This is a genomic window from Streptomyces sp. NPDC058284 (assembly GCF_042881135.1).
In the GTDB taxonomy this organism is placed as follows: domain Bacteria; phylum Actinomycetota; class Actinomycetes; order Streptomycetales; family Streptomycetaceae; genus Streptomyces.
This window is the reverse complement of the sequence record NZ_JBHVYE010000014.1, coordinates 25,605-41,917: the sequence shown is the minus strand read 5'-3', so window position 1 is coordinate 41,917 and position 16,313 is coordinate 25,605. Positions and strand designations below refer to the sequence as shown.

Genomic DNA, 16,313 nt, shown 5'->3' with positions numbered 1-16,313 from the left:
GGCTCCGTGCGCCGAGGGCGCGTGCCGGGCGTCGAGGCGCAGACGGGGGTTCAAAGACAGGCTCTGAAAGGGCACGGCGCCCCCCGGCCCGCGCTTCGCGCGGACGGCGGGGGTCTCAAAGACAGGCTCTAAGCTGGCGGTCATGCGGATGCGGCCGACGTTGACCTGGGAGCCCGAGGGCGACCTGCCTCCCGCCTCCCGCGACCTGTCGCCGGTCGTGGCCGCGGTGCGGGCGGGAGGCGTCGTCGTCCTCAGCGGGGCGGGCCTGTCGACGGAATCCGGCATCCCCGACTACCGCGGGGAACACGGCTCACTGCGGCGCAATCACGTGCCCATGACGTTCCAGGAGTTCACCGGGAGCGCGCACGCACGCCGCCGGTACTGGGCCCGCAGCCAGCTGGGATGGCGGGCCATGGCCCGGGCCCGCCCGAACACCGGCCACCGGGCGGTCGCCGCGCTCGCCGCAGCGGGCCTGGTCACCGGCGTGATCACGCAGAACGTCGACGGGCTGCAGCAGGCCGCGGGAGCGCGCGGGGTGCAGGAGCTCCACGGCAGTCTGAGCCGGGTGGTCTGCCTGGCCTGCGGGCAGGTCACCGACCGCGCGGAGCTCGACGGCCGGCTGCGGGAGGCCAACCCGCGGTTCGAGGCCGTCGCCGCACGGCACCGCGCGGCGCGGGTCAACCCGGACGGCGACGTGGAGCTGCCCCAGGAGGCGGTGCGCGCCTTCCAGGTGGTGGCGTGCGCGGCCTGCGGCACCGGGGTCCTCAAGCCGGACGTCGTGTTCTTCGGCGAGAACGTGCCGCCCGAGCGGGTCGCGGCGTGCCGGCGTCTGGTCGGGGAGGCGGCGACGCTGCTCGTGCTGGGCTCGTCCCTGACCGTCATGTCCGGGCTGCGCTTCGTGCGCCAGGCGGCGCAGGCCCGCATCCCGGTGCTGATCGTGAACCAGGGCCCCACCCGCGGGGACCGCTGGGCCAGTGGGCGCGTCGACCTGCCGCTGGGGCGTGCGCTCGGCGACGTCGTGGCGCAGGCCGGGCTCTGAGAGCCTGACTTTGAGAGCCTGTCTTTGAACCCCCGTCGTCCGCGCGAAGCGCGGGCGCAGCGGCGGTCGGTGCGTGCGATCGGTGTGCGGAGTCCCAGGTCATGTGGCGGAGCCACCTGTCCTGGGACTCCGTGCGCCGAGCGTGCGTGCCGGGCGCCGGGGCGCAGGCGGGGGTTCAAAGACAGGCTCTGAACCCGCCGGGCGGCGGGCGGGCGGGGCGGGGCGGTGTACGGGCGGGAGCGGCAGCCGGTTGAAGCCGGTTGGACATCCCCGGCCGGCCTCTGGCAAGGTCGCCCGTCCGTTCCCCCCAACGTAGCGAAGGGAGAGCCGCGATGATCGAGGTGAGCACGCGCAGCGTCAAGGAGGCCGCTGCCGCCGAGCAGCTGCGCGCGGATACCACGACGCTGGACATTCCCAAGGGTTTCGACCTGTGGACGGCCGAGGAGATCGAGGACTGGCTCGACCGGATCGAGGACGACCCGGGCGTGTCCGACGCCGACTTCTACGCCGCCCAGCAGGCGGTGCGGCAGGTGCGTGAGGGCGAGAACGCCTGAGGGCGCCTGAGAGCCTGGCTCTGGCCCCCCGCCCGCGCACCGGGCGCCGGGGCGCGCCCGCACTCCGCGCGGACGGCGAGGGTGCAAAGGCAGGTTCTGCGGCCGTATCCGGCCGGGGCTCGCCGGCCCGGCTGAGAGCCTGTCCTAACCTCCACTGGTTGGCTCTGGGGCTGCTCATTGGGCTGCGTCGTCTCGCGGGGGGGGGCGCTGTGGCGGCATGGGAACCGCGCTGCTCCTCACCGCACCGTGACCGGCCAGCGCACGAGGCAGTCCACCACGATCAGGCCGGGGCCTGGCAGCTGGAAGGTGCCGCGGAAGGGGCCGCTGCTGCGGTGGAGTTGCTCTTCGCCCTCGCCGCCAGGTGACCGGTGCTTGATGTGGATGTACCCGTCGCCCACGTCGAGTTTCGCTGTGCCGCGCCCGCCGGTGTACTGCAGGACGTCTGGAACGAGCCGACCTTCGGCTTGTCGACAGCGAGATGGGTGTACTCCCTGGGCACGAGGGCCCGTGCACGGTGTCTGCTGCCGGTGTTGTGCGTCAGCAGCATGTCTCCCTTCGCGAGTTGCTCGGGCGTATCGATTGACGCATCGACCTGACGTGAGCAGAGGGAGCGACAGGCCCGCAGCCCTCAGCCGTCCTCCCGGTCCCTTTTCGAGGCGCGCCGCCCGCGTGTCATCGCCAGGACGCTTCCCGCCAGGGCGATCACGGCGATGGCCAGGGCGATACTGACGCCGCCCTCGGTGTCCCAGTACACGTCCTCCAGGCTGATCAGCAGTGCGGCCTCGTCGACGACGAGGGCGAGCCCCACCCCGTAGGCCAGTCCCATCCAGGCGCGGGCCCTGGCCGAGCGTTCGGCCAGGCCCAGGGCGCCCACCGCCACCAGCAGCAGGATGCCCCACACGTAATGGTGGATGTGCACTCCCCCGGCCTGCATGTCCCCCACCCCGGCCACGTCGATGTGGATCAGCCAGGTCAGCAGGCGCATCCCCGCGAAGGTCAGGGCAAACCCCCACCAGGCCAGCACAAAGCCGCGGCGCTTGGGAGAGATACCGGGCAGCAGGCGCAGCCAGGGCGAGGGCTTCTGCGGGCGAGGGCGCCGCTCCGGCGCGGAACCGGACGTCCTTGACGGCTTCATGAGGGCTCTCCCGCCGCGAACTCTTCGATGAGCGCCGCCAGGGCGTCCGGCGCGCTGTAGTGGGCGGCGTGGGCCGCGCCCGGGATCTGGGCCGTTCGTCCCTCGCCGGCCAGGCGCGCCACGTGCGCGGCCCAGGCCCGGGAGGCGATGGTGTCACCCGCTCCCCGTACGACGAGGGTCGGCGCGGTGGCGCGGGCGAGGTTCCCCTCGAATGACTCAGCCGCGTCGCGCAGGGCGCCGCGGAAGGACGCGGCGCAGCGCGCGAGGCCGGTCAGCAGGTAGTCCGTCGCGGCCAGCGGGAGCAGGGAGAAGGGCTCGCGGGGTACGTCCGCCAGGAGCCGGCCGAACTGGCGCAGGCCGGATGTCCTTGGTTGGAGCGCCGGGCCGACCAGGACCATCCCGCTCACCAGGCGCGGGTGGCGGGCGGCGAGGGCCGCGCTCACCTGGCAGCCGACCGAGTTGGCCACCAGGCAGCTCGGGCCCAGTGCCAGGCGCTGGTGCCAGTGCGCCAGGGCGTCGGCGAGTTGTCCCACGCCCGGTGCGCGGCGCGCGGCGGCCCTGGAGCGGGCGTTGCCCGGCAGGTCGGGTACCAGGACGGTCGTGCCGTTCGCGGCCAGGCGCCGCGCCAGGGGCAGGAAGTAGCGTCCCGAGAGGCCCAGTCCGTGGACGAGGACCATGGCGGGGGTGCCTGCACGGGGCGGGGCGCCGAGCCTGCGGGTGAAGATTCCGGCCTCTGTCGTCTGATCCACTCCTCCACCCTGCCCCGGGCCGGGCCTCTCAGCGGTGCTGCGCGGGCCGTGTCGGCGCGGCATCGCTGAGAAGCTGTGTCACATCTCTTTTCGCAGCTCAAGGACGTGATCCACGAGAGCGATTCCCTTTGCCGTTCGGTTGGGCGTCGATGGTCGTGAATCCGAACGGCAGTGGGAGAGCTTGTGGTTGACTGCGGGTCATGGATCAGGCCGCGTTCAACCAGCATGTCATCGAGCAGTTCCGGGCCCAGCGCGGCAAGGGACAGATCGCTGATCAGCTCGACGCTGACGGTCTGCTGCTCCTGACGCATACCGGCGCCAGGAGTGGGGCCCGCCGGACCACGCCGATGATGTTCCTCCGCCTGGAGGACCGTTTGTGCGTGATCGCTTCCAACATGTGATAGTGGCCAGTTGGAATTCCCCACAGGCGGCCAGTTGGCGGGGAGAGATCTGGCCGCCAGTGGTCACCCAGCGTTGTGGTTGTCGATGGTGGGTGGTCTGCTGGTGGTGCGCCTGGGCCGCCGTGGCAGGTGCGGCGGCTCAGACCTGCTGGTTGCCGGGGCTGACCGGTGCATGGCCAGTTCGGGGTACCTCCTGCGGAGCTTCGCCAAAGAGCATGCGGTGCCCGCGGGCTGTGTCCGTGTACTCGCGGACCCGGTGGATCAACCCGTCCCGGAGTTCAAAGACGAAGCAGTAGTCGTTGCTGTAGTGGTGTCCGTTGGCGAGAGTTGCCGTCATGGTGAACTCCGCCACCCCTCGTTCGCCATCGGCGTGCAGCCCCAGGAAGGTGACGGTGACGTCACGCACGAAGACACGGGGGAAGTCCTCGGCGAAGAAGCGCGCGATGGCCTTCCTGCCGACCATGTGGTTGGTCGCCCCGAGCGCGGTGGCGATGGCGTTCCCGGGGGGTGACAGCCACTCGGCGTCCTCGGTGAGGACCGCGGAGATCCGGTCGTGGTCATAGCTGGCCAACGCCTGGAAGGCGTTTTGGATGATGATGTCGCTCATGAGCCCACTGTCACCGCCCGCGCGTTCGGGTGTCTTGGACAAATGTTCCGATCGGTCTCCCCCGTAGCATGGGGTGATGCAATCCGCCGTGCGTGAGCGTGAGCGTGAGGCTGTGGCCAGGTGGGAGGTCGCGGGGCCACCGTGGCGCGGCCGGACAGGCGGCATCAGCCTGGTCGGGTTCCGCGATTGGGGCACTGGTCCCGTCGACCTGCCGGTGATCCCGCACCCGGCCCTCACCCTGGTCATCGAGTTCGGCGAAGGTCCGCTCATCGTGGGCGACGCCGTCGGCCGGCAACAGCGCGGAGGTCTCGTCGCCGGGCTCGCCTCCGGTGCAGTGCGTATGCGGGGCGAGAACGTCGCATGCGTGGAGGTACACCTGTCCCCGCTGGTCACGCACACCGTGCTGGGGGTCGACCCGGCGGAGCTGGACCATACCGTGGTTCCCCTCGACGAGCTGTGGGGCCGGGACGCGGCACGGCTGCGGGAGCAACTCAGTGGGGCCCAGTCCTGGGAGGACCGTTTCGCGTTGACGGATGCCTTCCTTGCCCGTCGCCGCGGGACGGGGCCACCGGTGGACCCGGAGGTGGCCCGGGCCTGGAACCAGATCGTCGTCAGCCGCGGCCAGGTCAGGGTCGAGGATCTGGCAGCCGAAGTCGGCTGGAGCCGCAGGCGCCTCTGGTCCCGGTTCCGGTCACAGATCGGCCTGCCCCCCAAGCGCGCCGGAACACTGGTCCGCTTCCACCATGCGGCCCACCACTTGACCGCAGGCGGCAGCGCGGCCCGCGTCGCAACAGACTGCGGTTACGCCGATCAGTCCCATCTCCACCGCGAGGTCATGGCCTTCACCGGAATGACTCCCGCGGCACTGGCCGGTAACACGGGCCTGGCAGTGGACGACATCGCATGGGCGGGGCACGACACCGGCGAGACGCGCTAACCACCCACCCCACGCAGTACGCACCGCTCGCCACAGGCGCAGGGTGGCCTCCACCCCGCGGAGCACAAGCTGTGATGCCCCACCGACTACCGTCCGTGAGCTTCGAACTGGCCGTACGTGGGGAATTCGAACTGGCCGCTGTCAAACATGGGGGCGCCTCGCCATCCGGACTGGTACTACAACGTGATCGCGAACCCCGCAGTCCAGGTCGAGCTGGGCGATGAGGAGTTCCCGGCGACCGCGGTCGCGGCGTTCGGACATGAGCGAGACAGGCGGATGGAGCAGGCTGTCCGGCAGCGCCCGTTCCTCGCCGAGCACCAGGGGCGGACCCAGCGGCTGATTCCCGTGGTCGAACTCCAGCGAGACCGCGAGGACTGACGTCTCCGGGTGACCTTTCAGGCGAGAGCTGCTGGGCCCCTTCAAACAGCCACTGCGAGGGCAGCCGGGACCGGCTTGGGTCGGCGGTGCTGGCGGGCGAGCCGGCGGGTCATGAGGGTCTCATGGGCCATCAGGATGCCCTCGATGAAGTTGGTCACGCGGTGGCGGACGATGTCGAAGAACGCCCGCTCGTAGCCGATCCACACCTCCGGCGCGTCCTCCAGCATCCGGTATCCCCACGTCTTGTCCCAGGTCACCGGCGGCAGACCGCGGGCAGCCGCGATCTTCCGCAGGCGCGCCCGCGGGCAGCCGCGATCTTCCGCAGGCGCGAGATCCCGGTATAGGCCTGGGAGCGGGTGCGTTCGGTGGCGCCCATCAGCTGGGTGGTCGTCAGCCCCGACGGGCGGGCCTCCTGGAGGCCTTGAGGACGGCTTCGGCGTGAACGTGAGCGGGGAGGCCCCGCCCCATCGCCTACTCACCCGAGCCTTTCAGCAGCCTGGCCCAGCTGCTCGTCCAGGTCGACCTCGCCTCGGGTGACGGCGTTCTCGATCCAGTCCGCCGCGGCGCGAACGCGCGACAGGCCACGTTCGATGGTGTCGCGTTCGGCGTCGTCGTAGCGCTCGCCCTTCAGATTCGGCACGATGCGGCCGGCCGTCGCGACGAACTGGGCGCAGGCCGCGACCAGGTCCATGAACTGCGTGCCGTGCTCCATGCGCTGCAGCTGCGGGGCGGCCTCCTGGTGCACGTACTGGGCCTGCTGACGGAACCGGTCGAACTGCGCCTCATTCACGGCGTGCCGGGCCGTGTCGTCGGCCATCACCTTCGAGGCAATCGCCGGACGGCGCAGAAAGTCGGTCGTCACCACGGCCGCGACCGCGTCATCCGAGGCCAGATCATGGATCGCCTCGACCTTCTCCTGGACGCTCTCCGGGGAGTCGACCTTCCAGCCCACCACCCGTTTCGCACTGTCATGCGTCCACCGCGGCGGCCCGCCGCGCGGATGGGGCGGGGGGGTTGTCCACCGCCTCGAACCGTTCCTGGTCATCGGGGATGGAGCACAGAACCTTGTGGACCGTGTGGGACACGTCCGAGCGGCGGTGCTGCCTGGGCCAGCGGGAAGCCGCCCACCGGTAGTCGCGCACGGTCGAATACGACAGCCCGATGTCCTCGGCGAACATCCGGATGGCCTCGCTGACGCTGAACAGATCGTCCTTGCCCGCCGGGCTGGAGCCGCCGAACTTCCTCACCGGTTCGATCTCCATAGCCGCGTCCCCGACCCGCCACTTGGCACCGTCCGGCGACCTCCGGCCGCCGGACGGAGCGCATGCGCACGGCGCGTGAAGCGACGCTGCCCGTGCCGTGCGCGCGACCTCACTTCGCGCTCGACAGCGTGCGCCGTCTGTACCAGGCCCGTTTGCGGCAGCGGGGAGAGCAGTACACCGCCGAGACAGGACGTTCGACGCCCACCGTCCAACTCACCCCGCACTGCGGGCAGTTCGCAACGATGCCATTCTTCACCGCCTCGGTCCTCGCCCGCGTGCGCCGCATCCGCCGCCAGTGCCGTGAGCGGCAGACAGACGAACAGAACACCGCCGACGGCATCAACGGCTCACCGCACCCACGGCACAACCGCGGGCCCACATCGATGTCCACGGACGCCACCAGCCGCAGCCGAGGCGCCTTCTCCCCGGCCATACCGGCACCGTACGCACGACAACAGCCCGCGCCTACCCGCCGCTGACCTGCACAGAAAGCCGACTCGACTTGTCATGTCAGGACCCGACACAGCTTCTGAGGGGCCAGGCCCGGTCGTGCGTCCTGGCTGTGCTCGCCGCGGCTGCGGGCCGGGCGTCAGGCGCCGGCGCTCTCGCGGCACTCCACGTGGCCCCAGCCGTGCGCGTTCTTGGCGATCTTCTCCCCGGCGGTGTACGGCTTCTGGCAGTGGCAGCGGCCGGGGAACTTGGCCTTGATGACGGCGCCGGTCGAGGTCTTCTTCGCGCGGGCGCCGCTCTTGTGGGGCGTGCGGCGCGCGGGGGACGCGCTCACGCGGTCCGGGCGCGGTGCGGGGATCTCCTGTGCGCCGTGGGCGGTGCCCGCGGGCTGCTGGGTCGTGGCGGCGTCGCTGGCCGCGACGTCGGCGATCGCGTTGAGGTGATCGCCGTCCACGCGGTGGGCGGCCACGTGGCGGAACGTCACGGCACGGTTGTGCAGCAGGGCGTCGATGCGTACGACGAGGTCCTTGTTGGCGACCGGCTTCTTCGCCGCGGTCAGCCAGCCGTTGCGCTTCCAGGAGGCGATCCACTTGGTGACCGCGTTCATGGCGTACTGGCTGTCCATGCGTACCTCGATCGGCACGGCGGGGTCGGTGGCTTCCAGCAGCTCGGCCAGCGCGGTCAGTTCGGCCACGTTGTTCGTGGAGTGGCCGAGCGGTCCTGCCTCCCAGCGCTGCGGGCGGCCCTCGGCGTCGGCGACCACCCAGGCCCAGGCCGCGGGCCCGGGGTTCTTCTTCGCCGCTCCGTCGCAGGCGGCAATGATCACGTCAGACATTCCTCGATGATTTCATTGGCCGTCCCGGACCGGGGCGGCGCGTCCTCCGCCCCCGTACGTCCGGCCTGCTCGGGAGGCGTGGGGCGGCCGTGGGGCGGGCGTGGCGAGGGGCGGGCATGGCGGGGGGGGGCGGGCATGGCGGGCGGCTCTGGTCATTCGGTCGTGTCCGTCGGGGAGCCCAGATCGACCTCGCTGATCCCCTCGAGCCGGGCGAGCTGCGCCACGAGGGGGTGGGGTTCCGCCGCGCCCTGGAGTCTGAGGCACGCCGACGCCCGGCCCCGCGGTGCTTCCTCGCGCGTCACGCGTACCGCGTCGACCCGGAAGCCCGCGGTGGTCGTCAGCTCCAGTACCCGGCCCAGCAGGCCCTGCGCGGTGTCGTAGGTGACGGTGAGCTGCAGCGCCCTCGGCCGGGGTTTGAGGGGGATGCGGTCGGTCAGGCGCGGCAGGCCCCGTACGACGAGGAAGTGCACGACGGTCGCCGCGGCGGCGAGCAGTGGCAGGCCGCCGCCGCAGGCCATGCCGATACCGCAGGTCAGCCAGATGGTCGCGGCCGTGGTGAGCCCTTGGACGGCGTCGCGTTTGACGAAGATCAGTCCGCCGCCGATGAAGCCGATCCCGGAGACGATCTGGGCGGCGACCCGTGAGGGGTCGAGGGAGGCTCCCTGGAGGTGGGCGGTGGCGGCGAAGCCGTGGATGGACACTTCCATGAACAGGGCGCTGCCCACGCCGACCAGCATGTGGGTACGCATGCCGGCGCTCTTCTGCCGTGCTTCGCGCTCCACTCCGATCAGCAGCGACAGCACGAGGGCCAGGCCGAGTTCGGCGAACTGGCGGGCGCTTTGCCCCGCGCCCGTGTCGAAAAGGGGTGCGGCGCTTGACTGCAGCGCCTGACCGGTGGACAACATGCCCCAATTGTTCCACTGGGGCGGCGTGGTTCTGTACGGCCAGTGGCTGCGCCGCAGGCGGCGTACGCGTCAGGCGCGGGGCCCGCTGCGGGACGCGCTGGTCGCCTTCGAGCGGTGCGGGGCGCGGATCTGGGCCGAGCGCGCCCGCGGTGAACTGCGTGCCGCGGGCGAGGCGGTGGCGGGCGGGGCGGGGCCGGGACCGCTGGCGGCGCTGACCCCGCAGCAGCAGCGCATCGCCCGGCAGGTGGCCGAGGGCGCCACCAACCGGGAGGTGGCGGCGCGCCTTTCGGTCAGCCACCGCACCGTCGACCACCACCTGCGCAACGTGTTCGCCACACTGGGCGTGCGCTCCCGCGTGGAGCTGTCACAGCTGCTCAGAAGCCGTGTCACAGCCACTGGGAGTGACCGGAGTTGAAGCATCGGTCAGGTTCGGTCGCGGGGGAGGCAAGTGCGGGCTGAGCCTGCCGCCTGGAGGGCAAGTCATGAGTTCGAGGTGGCGCTCGCCGGTCGTTGCTGGTGATCTCGGCCGAGGAGAGCGGACCGTGCCGGTCATGGCGGGACGGACCCCGCAATCGAACTGTCCTGGCTCACCCCCCGTCGCGTACAAGGCCTGTCTCCGCCTGGCAGCCCTACTACGTGGCCGGCGCCCGACGCTTACACGGCCAGAAGCCGCCTGGCCTGCTCGGTGATCTCCCGAAGAACGTCTCAGGCGCGCCTACTCAATGCATTCCAGGCACCCGCTCCGCCCCGGGCGTGCGGGCAGCCAAGGGGCGCCGAGCGAGTGAAGCGGTGCTCTTCACGGGGAGGCGCCGCGCACGGGCCCGCCCTCGCCCCTCCCACCGGGGACTTCTGCGGGGCCCGCACCACGGTTGCCCGGCGCCGGCACAGGCGTTGGGTGACTGGCCACGCGTGCCGCGGCAGGTCACCGCGCGCGTGGCCAGGGGCGCGGCGGGGCGGGTCAGGTGGCCAGGACGCCGCTCACCAGCCGGTGCGCGTACGCGGCGTCCAGGGCGCCCGGGCGGAAGAGGATGCGGTACATCATCGGTGCGACGACGTGGTCGAGGACCGTCTCGGTGTCGGGTCCGCGCTCCCCGCGCCCGGCCGCGCGGGCGAGGATGACGTCGATCTGTTCGGCCGCGTAGGCGGAGCACTGGCCCGCGTTGCTGCCGTCGGGGTCGCCGAGGAGTGCGTCGCGGATGTAGGCGCGGCCCGCCGGGGAGGCCATCTCGTCCAGGAACAGTTCGGCCCAGGCCCGCAGGTCGGCCTCCAGGGCGCCCCGGTCCTCCGGCGGTGTCTCGGGGCGCAGGCGCTCGACCGCCACGTCCGACAGGAGTGCCTGCAGGTCGCCCCAGCGGCGGTAGATCGTCGAGGGGGTGACCTCGGCGCGGGCGGCGATCTGGGGCACCGTCAGGGCGTCGCGGCCCACCTCCGCGGCGAGCTCGCGTACGGCGGTGTGGACTGCTTCCTGGACGCGGGCGCTGCGGCCGCCCGGGCGCGCCATCGTTCTACGGGTCACGGGCCTCACTTTAGGACGGATCCGTCTTTCAGCTTCCCGCCCGGGGTGCCGGGACGGGAACAGGGGCGAGGGCGGGGGTGGGGGCGGTCTGTTCGTAGGCGTGGCCCACGCGCAGCAGGGCCGCTTCGGCCAGGGGGCCGCCCAGCAGTTGCATGCCGATGGGCAGGCCGGCGCGGTCGCGGCCGACCGGCAGGGACAGGGCGGGCAGGCCGGTGATGTCGGCGGGGGCCGACAGGCGCACATAGGCGTCGGAGACCGCCTCGCGGGTGCCGTCGGGCCAGGTGAGGCTCTCCTGCCCGGCGGGGACGGCGGTCGCGGGGACGGTGGGCGCGGCGATCACGTCGACGGCCTGCAGCATGTCCAGCCAGGCCCGGCGCATGAGGGTGCGGGCCCGGCGGGCGCGCAGGTAGTCGCCGGCGGGCATCAGCGCACCGGCTTCCAGCAGGACCCGGATGTCGGGCCCGTACTGTTCGGGGGCCGAGCGCAGGGTCTGTTCGTGGTAGGCGGTGGCTTCGGGGACCATCAGGCCCCACTGGGTGGCCTGGACGTAGCGGGTCATGGGGATGTCGACGTCGACGAGGGTGGCGCCCAGCTCCCGCAGGTGGGTGATGGCGGCGCGTACCGCGGTCTCGACTTGGTCGCTGACGTGGTCGAAGTAGTAGGTGCGCGGGACGCCGACGCGCAGGCCCCTCAGGTCGGCGTCGGGGGCGGGCCGGTAGTCGGTGGGGGGTGCGGCCAGGCTCGCGGGGTCGCGGGGGTCGTGGCCGGCCAGGACGTTCAGGGCCAGCGCCGCGTCCTGGACGGTGCGGGTCAGGGGGCCGACGTGGTCCAGGGACCAGGACAGGGAGGTCACGCCGTGCCGGGGGATCAGGCCGTAGGTGGGCTTGAGGCCGACGATGCCGTTCAGCGCGGCGGGCACCCGGATCGATCCCCCGGTGTCGGTGCCCAGGGCGAAGGGGGCCGCGCCCGCGGCCACGGCGACGGCCGAGCCGCCGCTGGAGCCGCCGGCCACCCGGCCCTGGTCCCAGGCGTTGCGGGTCTGGGGGGTGGTCAGCCCGTAGGCGAACTCGTGGGTGTGGGTCTTGCCCAGCAGGGCGGTGCCGGCCGCGGCCAGGCGGGCCGCGACGGTGCTGTCGGCGTCCGCCCGGTGGCCCGTGCGGGCCCGTGAGCTCGCCGTGGTGGGCAGCCCCGCGACGTCGATCAGGTCCTTCAGCGCCACGGGGATGCCGTGCAGGGGGCCGGTGAACCGGTCCGCCGCGGCGTCGTCCTCGGCCCTGCGCGCCGAACGGCGGGCCCGCTCCGCCGTCACGGTGACGTAGGCGTTCAGGACGGGTTCGCTCTGCTCGATCCGCTCCAGTACCGAGTCCACCAGCTCTACGGGGGAGAGCCGGCGGGCCCGTATCTGCTGCGCGGCAGCGGTCAGGGTCAGCTCATACGGCTGCATGGTGCGTCTCCCCTGCGGCGTCGTGGGGGGTGGGCGGGGTGTCGGCGAAGTCCAGTTCCCGCAGGACGGCGACGACGGAGTGGATGTGGTCGGCCGTGGCGGCCACCGCCTGGTGGCGGTCACCGGGCAGCGGGAGCCCGGCGCGGGCCGCCCAGCGGGCGGCTTCGGGTGGCGTGAGTTCTTCAGCGGCGGGCATGGGGCCTCTTCTGCTTGTCGGGGCTTGTCGGGGAGGGTGGTGCGGGGGCGGATGGCGGAAGGAGGGGCGTCCACCGCCGCTAAAAGCTAAGCGTTTGCGTTAGGGCCACGGTAGGACCTATGTTCACTTAACGCAAACGGTTAGCTTTTAGTTGGCTGGTGCCGGTACGGCTCCTCGTACCGGCACCGATCCGCCCCGCACCAGCGGCTCGCGGCTCGCGCTCAGCCCGCGCACCCGCACACCCGCACCCGCGCCCGCACGCCCGCCCGCCTCCCGGCCAAAGGACCCCAGCCATGCAGACGCCCGCCCCGCAGACACCCGTCCCCCAGGCACCCGCCCCGCAGCGCACCGGGCCGTCCGCCGCAGCCCCCCACTGGACCGTCGGCGACATCACCCTTCACCGCATCGACGAGACACCGCTGCCCCCGCAGACCGGGCCCTGGCTGCTGCCCGGCGCCACCGCCGACGTCATCGCGCAACAGGACTGGCTCAGCCCCGACTTCGCCGGCCCCGAGGGCACCCTGCGCCTGGACAGCCACAGCTTCGCGCTCACCCTGGGGCCCTTGCGCGTCCTCGTCGACACCGGCATCGGCAACGGCAAGACCCGCGCCAACCCCGCCTGGCACCACCTGCGCACCGACTACCTCCAGCGCCTGACCGACGCCGGATTCCCCCCCGAGACCATCGACCTGGTCGTCCTCACCCACCTGCACACCGACCACGTCGGCTGGAACACCCGCCGGGCGGCGGACGGCGCGTGGGTGCCCACCTTCCCCCACGCCCGCTACCTCACCTCCCGCACCGAGCGGGACTTCTGGGCCGCGCAGAGCATGGACGAGGCGCGCCGGCAGATGTTCCGCGACTCCGTGCACCCCGTCGAGGACGCCGGGCTCCTCGACCTCCTCGACGTCCCGGCCCAGGGCGCCGAGATCGCCCCGGGGCTGCGCCTGCTGCCCACCCCCGGCCACACCCCCGGCCACCTCGCCGTGCAGCTGACCAGCCGCGGCCACACCGCGCTGATCACCGGCGACCTGATCCACCACCCCGTCCAGCTCTCCCACCCCCACCTGGGAAGCTGCGTCGACATCGACCCCGGCCAGGCCGAAGCCTCCCGCCGCGCCCTGCTCGCCTCGCTCGCCGGCACCGACACCCTGCTGCTCGGCACCCACTTCCCCGCCCCCACCGCCGGCCGGGTCACCGCCCACCGCGGCGCCTACCGGCTGGCCCCCCTGCCGCCCACGCACAGCTCAAGCGCAGCGCGGCTCAGCGGGTGAGAGTGCCCCCAGCGGGTGAGACTGGGCAGGCGGGAGCGCCCCTCGAACGGGCCGCTCCCCGGGGCCGCCCTGCAGGCCCGCTCCCCCGGACCCCGGAACGAGGCGGCAGCCAGACGTGAGTGAGAGCCAGGACACCCACCGGCCCGGCCGGCACATCCTCGTGACCGGGGCCACCGGCTACATCGGCGGGCGCCTGGTCCCCGAACTGCTCGCCGCCGGGCACCGGGTGCGGTGCCTGGCCCGTACCCCCAAGAAGCTGCGCGATCACCCCTGGGCCGACCGGGTGGACGTCGTCCAGGGCGACGTGGGCGACCCGCACTCCCTGGCCGCCGCCCTGCGCGACATCGACGTGGCCTACTACCTGGTGCACGCCCTGAGCTCCGGGCCCGGCTTCGAGGAGACCGACCGGCACGCGGCCCGCACCTTCGCCGGACAGGCCCGCGCCGCCGGCGTCGGACGCATCGTGTACCTGGGCGGGCTCACCCCGGCCGGCGTGCCCGAGTCCGAACTCTCGCCGCATCTGCGCTCACGGGCCGAGGTGGGCCACATCTTCCTCGCCTCCGGCGTCCCCAGCATCGTCCTGCGCGCGGCGGTCATCATCGGCTCGGGCTCCGCCTCCTTCGAGATGCTGCGCCACCTCACCGAACGCCTGCCGCTCATGGTCACGCCCAGCTGGGTGCGCACCCGCATCCAGCCCATCGCGGTACGCGACGTGCTGCGCTACCTCCTGGCCGGCGCCGGCACCGGCCTGCCCGCCACCCTCAACCGCGGCTTCGACATCGGCGGCCCGGACGTCATGACGTACCGGGACATGATGCGCACCTACGCCCGCATCGCCGGACTGCCGCACCGGCTGATCCTGCCCGTCCCCCTGCTGACCCCGGGCCTCTCCAGCCACTGGGTCGGCCTGATCACCCCCGTGCCCCGCGGCATCGCCCGCCCGCTGGTGCTCTCCCTGCGCCACGAAGTCGTCTGCCAGGAACACGACATCGCACGCTACGTCCCCGACGCCCCGGGCCGCCCGCTCGCCTTCGACCAGGCGCTGCGCCTGGCCCTGCGGCGGATCCAGGAGGCCCAGGTCGCCACCCGCTGGTCCGCCGCCTCCCTGCCCGGAGCCCCCAGCGACCCGCTGCCCACCGACCCCGACTGGGCCGGCGGCAGCCTCTACACCGACCACCGCCAGATCACCGTGGACGCCACACCCGCCCAGCTGTGGCGGGTCGTCGAAGGCATCGGCGGCGACAACGGCTGGTACTCCTTCCCGCTCGCCTGGGCGGTACGCGGCCGCCTTGACCGGCTCGTGGGAGGCGTCGGCCTGCGCCGGGGCCGCCGCGACGCCCACCGCCTGCGCGCCGGCGAAACCCTGGACTTCTGGCGCGTGGAGGAGATCGAACCGGGCCGGCTCCTGCGCCTGCGCGCCGAGATGCGGCTGCCCGGGCTGGCCTGGCTGGAGATGTACGTGGAGCAGGACGAGCAGGGCCGCACCCGCTACCGGCAGCGGGCCCTGTTCCACCCCCGGGGCCTGCTCGGGCACGCCTACTGGTGGTCGGTCGCGCCGTTCCACGCCTTCGTCTTCGGCGGCATGGCCCGCAACATCGCCAAAGCCGCCGGCCGCGAGCACACCTGACCCGCCCGCCCGGGCCGGGCGGGGGCTTCGCGTCCCAGCCGCTGTCCCTGCCGCCACGCGGCCGCACCACGGGCGCCTCCTGGTGCCCGGGCCGGTTCAAAGACAGGCTCTCAGGCCGGCTCCGGTGCCAGGAGCCGGCCGGCCAGGAAAGCGATGATCTCGTCCCGGGCCCGCACCGTGGGGTGCCCCTGCGCATCGACGAAGTGCGCCGTCACGACGCTGTGGGCGCAGCCGACGACGTCGCGGAAGAAGGGCGCAGGCTCCGTGTTCGCCGCCCCGGCGGGAAGGACCCGGCCCGTGAACGCCTCGCCCAGCAGCGCCCGGTAGGCCGCGAAGCGCCGGCCCGTGCACCACCGGTCGCCCTCGAAACGGTAGGCGAGCACCTCCAGCCCGTCCTGCCGCACCCGCGCCGCCACCGCGGCCGCGTCCCGCTCCCCGAGCTCCAGAGCGGCGGGGTCGTCCAGCGGGAGCGAGGGATGGTTGAGCACCGGCGCGACGACCGCCGGCTCCAGCGCCATGGACAGCGCGAAGTTGCCGGTGAAGCACAGCCCCACCGCGCCCACCCCCGGCCCGCCGCACTCGGCGTGCGCGGCACGGGCCAGCGCCCGCAGCCAGCCGGTCACCGGGCTCGTGCCGCCCCCCGCGAACGCCCGGAACTCAGCGCTCACACAGGCCCGCCGCACCACCTCCGCACCCGCCCCGGCCAGCGGATAGGCACCGTCGGTGCCAAAGAGCGAGGGCAGGTACACCCGGAAGCCCGCCGCACGGAGCCACCGGGCGAAACGGGCCACGTCCGGGCTGATGCCCGGCATCTCGGGCATCAGGACGACACCCGGGCCGTCCCCGGTGACGTACACGCTCTTGCCGACGCCCTCGAAAACGACCTGCCGCCGCTCGAAGTCGTCCAGGGGATCGTCGCGCTGTCCTTGGCTGGTTGTCATGGGCGAAAGAATGACGAGAGGCTGCCCCTGCCGAGAAGCGGCGGCATCGCCACATCTCCCGGT

At 72.8% G+C, this 16,313-nt stretch carries 21 protein-coding genes and 1 pseudogene; 9 read left to right on the top strand and 13 right to left on the bottom strand.

The window, feature by feature from the left end; translation table 11 throughout:
• The first annotated feature begins 142 nt into the window (after positions 1-142).
• Positions 143-1,039 carry an NAD-dependent protein deacetylase gene (locus ACFVYR_RS20355; protein ID WP_384250879.1) on the top strand — a complete coding sequence of 299 codons (897 nt, stop codon included), beginning with the start codon at positions 143-145 and terminating at the stop codon, positions 1,037-1,039.
• 332 nt (positions 1,040-1,371) lie between these two features.
• Entirely contained in the window at positions 1,372-1,593 is a 222-nt protein-coding gene (locus ACFVYR_RS20350; protein WP_384250876.1) for a hypothetical protein, read from the top strand.
• Between the two features lie 236 nt (positions 1,594-1,829).
• On the opposite strand, the gene ACFVYR_RS20345 is transcribed toward ACFVYR_RS20350, so the two are convergent.
• The 3 genes from ACFVYR_RS20345 to ACFVYR_RS20335 all read right to left on the bottom strand — a co-directional run bounded on the left by ACFVYR_RS20345 (position 1,830) and on the right by ACFVYR_RS20335 (position 3,477).
• Positions 1,830-1,991, bottom strand: a complete 162-nt coding sequence (locus ACFVYR_RS20345; RefSeq protein WP_384250873.1) for a hypothetical protein — start codon at positions 1,989-1,991, stop codon at positions 1,830-1,832.
• Between the two features lie 230 nt (positions 1,992-2,221).
• Positions 2,222-2,728 (bottom strand): hypothetical protein, encoded by a 507-nt coding sequence (locus tag ACFVYR_RS20340; RefSeq protein WP_384250870.1) that lies wholly within the window; start codon positions 2,726-2,728, stop codon positions 2,222-2,224.
• Positions 2,725-3,477 carry an alpha/beta fold hydrolase gene (locus ACFVYR_RS20335; RefSeq protein ID WP_384250868.1) on the bottom strand — a complete coding sequence of 251 codons (753 nt, stop codon included), beginning with the start codon at positions 3,475-3,477 and terminating at the stop codon, positions 2,725-2,727. The genes ACFVYR_RS20340 and ACFVYR_RS20335 overlap by 4 nt, the downstream gene beginning before the upstream one ends.
• A gap of 200 nt (positions 3,478-3,677) precedes the next feature.
• On the opposite strand from ACFVYR_RS20335, the gene ACFVYR_RS20330 reads away from it, so the two are divergent.
• Complete coding sequence (locus ACFVYR_RS20330) at positions 3,678-3,878, top strand: nitroreductase/quinone reductase family protein (RefSeq protein WP_384250866.1); 201 nt, start codon at positions 3,678-3,680, stop codon at positions 3,876-3,878.
• Between the two features lie 139 nt (positions 3,879-4,017).
• Here ACFVYR_RS20330 and ACFVYR_RS20325 read toward each other — a convergent pair whose 3' ends face one another.
• Positions 4,018-4,485 carry a nuclear transport factor 2 family protein gene (locus ACFVYR_RS20325; RefSeq protein ID WP_384250863.1) on the bottom strand — a complete coding sequence of 156 codons (468 nt, stop codon included), beginning with the start codon at positions 4,483-4,485 and terminating at the stop codon, positions 4,018-4,020.
• A 76-nt stretch (positions 4,486-4,561) separates the two neighbouring features.
• Between ACFVYR_RS20325 and ACFVYR_RS20320 the strand changes: the two genes are divergently transcribed.
• Both ACFVYR_RS20320 and ACFVYR_RS20315 read left to right on the top strand, forming a co-directional pair.
• Complete coding sequence (locus ACFVYR_RS20320; RefSeq protein WP_384250861.1) at positions 4,562-5,422, top strand: helix-turn-helix domain-containing protein; 861 nt, start codon at positions 4,562-4,564, stop codon at positions 5,420-5,422.
• A gap of 147 nt (positions 5,423-5,569) precedes the next feature.
• Entirely contained in the window at positions 5,570-5,800 is a 231-nt protein-coding gene (locus tag ACFVYR_RS20315) for a nitroreductase/quinone reductase family protein (RefSeq protein ID WP_384250859.1), read from the top strand.
• A 41-nt stretch (positions 5,801-5,841) separates the two neighbouring features.
• Here ACFVYR_RS20315 and ACFVYR_RS20310 read toward each other — a convergent pair whose 3' ends face one another.
• The 3 genes from ACFVYR_RS20310 to ACFVYR_RS20300 form a co-directional block, all read right to left on the bottom strand.
• Positions 5,842-6,057 (bottom strand): hypothetical protein, encoded by a 216-nt coding sequence (locus tag ACFVYR_RS20310; RefSeq protein WP_384250856.1) that lies wholly within the window; start codon positions 6,055-6,057, stop codon positions 5,842-5,844.
• A 218-nt stretch (positions 6,058-6,275) separates the two neighbouring features.
• Positions 6,276-6,845: a DUF6192 family protein gene (locus ACFVYR_RS20305; protein ID WP_384250854.1), complete on the bottom strand. Its 570-nt coding sequence runs from the start codon at positions 6,843-6,845 to the stop codon at positions 6,276-6,278.
• Complete coding sequence (locus ACFVYR_RS20300) at positions 6,769-7,062, bottom strand: DUF6192 family protein (protein ID WP_384250852.1); 294 nt, start codon at positions 7,060-7,062, stop codon at positions 6,769-6,771. Before ACFVYR_RS20300 ends, ACFVYR_RS20305 begins: the two co-directional genes overlap by 77 nt.
• Before the next feature lie 62 nt (positions 7,063-7,124).
• Between ACFVYR_RS20300 and ACFVYR_RS20295 the strand changes: the two genes are divergently transcribed.
• Positions 7,125-7,541: a hypothetical protein gene (locus ACFVYR_RS20295; RefSeq protein WP_384250849.1), complete on the top strand. Its 417-nt coding sequence runs from the start codon at positions 7,125-7,127 to the stop codon at positions 7,539-7,541.
• 110 nt (positions 7,542-7,651) lie between these two features.
• Here the strand turns inward: ACFVYR_RS20295 and ACFVYR_RS20290 are convergent, their stop codons facing one another.
• Together ACFVYR_RS20290 and ACFVYR_RS20285 are read right to left on the bottom strand one after the other, a co-directional pair.
• Positions 7,652-8,347, bottom strand: coding sequence for a ribonuclease H (locus ACFVYR_RS20290; protein WP_384250846.1), 696 nt, complete (start codon positions 8,345-8,347; stop codon positions 7,652-7,654).
• A 152-nt stretch (positions 8,348-8,499) separates the two neighbouring features.
• Positions 8,500-9,252, bottom strand: a complete 753-nt coding sequence (locus ACFVYR_RS20285; RefSeq protein ID WP_384250844.1) for an MgtC/SapB family protein — start codon at positions 9,250-9,252, stop codon at positions 8,500-8,502.
• A 28-nt stretch (positions 9,253-9,280) separates the two neighbouring features.
• Here ACFVYR_RS20285 and ACFVYR_RS20280 point away from each other — a divergent pair.
• Positions 9,281-9,667 (top strand): annotated as a pseudogene (locus ACFVYR_RS20280) (LuxR C-terminal-related transcriptional regulator); the annotation flags it as partial.
• A 543-nt stretch (positions 9,668-10,210) separates the two neighbouring features.
• On the opposite strand, the gene ACFVYR_RS20275 reads toward ACFVYR_RS20280, so the two are convergent.
• The 3 genes from ACFVYR_RS20275 to ACFVYR_RS20265 are packed head-to-tail and all read right to left on the bottom strand — an operon-like array spanning position 10,211 to position 12,408.
• Positions 10,211-10,753 (bottom strand): TetR/AcrR family transcriptional regulator, encoded by a 543-nt coding sequence (locus ACFVYR_RS20275; RefSeq protein ID WP_384251244.1) that lies wholly within the window; start codon positions 10,751-10,753, stop codon positions 10,211-10,213.
• Positions 10,754-10,796: 43 nt separating this feature from the next.
• Positions 10,797-12,212 carry an amidase gene (locus ACFVYR_RS20270; RefSeq protein WP_384250842.1) on the bottom strand — a complete coding sequence of 472 codons (1,416 nt, stop codon included), beginning with the start codon at positions 12,210-12,212 and terminating at the stop codon, positions 10,797-10,799.
• A complete protein-coding gene (locus ACFVYR_RS20265; RefSeq protein WP_384250839.1) occupies positions 12,199-12,408 on the bottom strand; it encodes a hypothetical protein in 210 nt (69 codons plus the stop codon). The genes ACFVYR_RS20270 and ACFVYR_RS20265 overlap by 14 nt, the downstream gene beginning before the upstream one ends.
• A 293-nt stretch (positions 12,409-12,701) precedes the next feature.
• Here ACFVYR_RS20265 and ACFVYR_RS20260 point away from each other — a divergent pair, with 293 nt between their 5' ends.
• Together ACFVYR_RS20260 and ACFVYR_RS20255 are read left to right on the top strand one after the other, a co-directional pair.
• Positions 12,702-13,682 (top strand): MBL fold metallo-hydrolase, encoded by a 981-nt coding sequence (locus tag ACFVYR_RS20260; RefSeq protein ID WP_384250837.1) that lies wholly within the window; start codon positions 12,702-12,704, stop codon positions 13,680-13,682.
• A gap of 115 nt (positions 13,683-13,797) precedes the next feature.
• Positions 13,798-15,309, top strand: coding sequence for an SDR family oxidoreductase (locus ACFVYR_RS20255; protein ID WP_384250835.1), 1,512 nt, complete (start codon positions 13,798-13,800; stop codon positions 15,307-15,309).
• Positions 15,310-15,419: 110 nt separating this feature from the next.
• Here the strand turns inward: ACFVYR_RS20255 and ACFVYR_RS20250 are convergent, their stop codons facing one another.
• Positions 15,420-16,250 (bottom strand): dienelactone hydrolase family protein, encoded by an 831-nt coding sequence (locus ACFVYR_RS20250; RefSeq protein WP_384250832.1) that lies wholly within the window; start codon positions 16,248-16,250, stop codon positions 15,420-15,422.
• Positions 16,251-16,313 lie beyond the last annotated feature (63 nt).

Coding starts and splice junctions, on each gene's coding strand:
- ACFVYR_RS20355 (WP_384250879.1), top strand. CDS start 143: ATGCGGATGCGGCCGACGTTGACCTGGGAGCCCGAGGGCGACCTGCCT.
- ACFVYR_RS20350 (WP_384250876.1), top strand. CDS start 1,372: ATGATCGAGGTGAGCACGCGCAGCGTCAAGGAGGCCGCTGCCGCCGAG.
- ACFVYR_RS20340 (WP_384250870.1), bottom strand. CDS start 2,728: ATGAAGCCGTCAAGGACGTCCGGTTCCGCGCCGGAGCGGCGCCCTCGC.
- ACFVYR_RS20330 (WP_384250866.1), top strand. CDS start 3,678: ATGGATCAGGCCGCGTTCAACCAGCATGTCATCGAGCAGTTCCGGGCC.
- ACFVYR_RS20325 (WP_384250863.1), bottom strand. CDS start 4,485: ATGAGCGACATCATCATCCAAAACGCCTTCCAGGCGTTGGCCAGCTAT.
- ACFVYR_RS20320 (WP_384250861.1), top strand. CDS start 4,562: ATGCAATCCGCCGTGCGTGAGCGTGAGCGTGAGGCTGTGGCCAGGTGG.
- ACFVYR_RS20315 (WP_384250859.1), top strand. CDS start 5,570: ATGGGGGCGCCTCGCCATCCGGACTGGTACTACAACGTGATCGCGAAC.
- ACFVYR_RS20305 (WP_384250854.1), bottom strand. CDS start 6,845: ATGACCAGGAACGGTTCGAGGCGGTGGACAACCCCCCCGCCCCATCCG.
- ACFVYR_RS20300 (WP_384250852.1), bottom strand. CDS start 7,062: ATGGAGATCGAACCGGTGAGGAAGTTCGGCGGCTCCAGCCCGGCGGGC.
- ACFVYR_RS20295 (WP_384250849.1), top strand. CDS start 7,125: ATGCGCACGGCGCGTGAAGCGACGCTGCCCGTGCCGTGCGCGCGACCT.
- ACFVYR_RS20290 (WP_384250846.1), bottom strand. CDS start 8,347: ATGTCTGACGTGATCATTGCCGCCTGCGACGGAGCGGCGAAGAAGAAC.
- ACFVYR_RS20285 (WP_384250844.1), bottom strand. CDS start 9,252: ATGTTGTCCACCGGTCAGGCGCTGCAGTCAAGCGCCGCACCCCTTTTC.
- ACFVYR_RS20275 (WP_384251244.1), bottom strand. CDS start 10,753: ATGGCGCGCCCGGGCGGCCGCAGCGCCCGCGTCCAGGAAGCAGTCCAC.
- ACFVYR_RS20270 (WP_384250842.1), bottom strand. CDS start 12,212: ATGCAGCCGTATGAGCTGACCCTGACCGCTGCCGCGCAGCAGATACGG.
- ACFVYR_RS20265 (WP_384250839.1), bottom strand. CDS start 12,408: ATGCCCGCCGCTGAAGAACTCACGCCACCCGAAGCCGCCCGCTGGGCG.
- ACFVYR_RS20260 (WP_384250837.1), top strand. CDS start 12,702: ATGCAGACGCCCGCCCCGCAGACACCCGTCCCCCAGGCACCCGCCCCG.
- ACFVYR_RS20250 (WP_384250832.1), bottom strand. CDS start 16,250: ATGACAACCAGCCAAGGACAGCGCGACGATCCCCTGGACGACTTCGAG.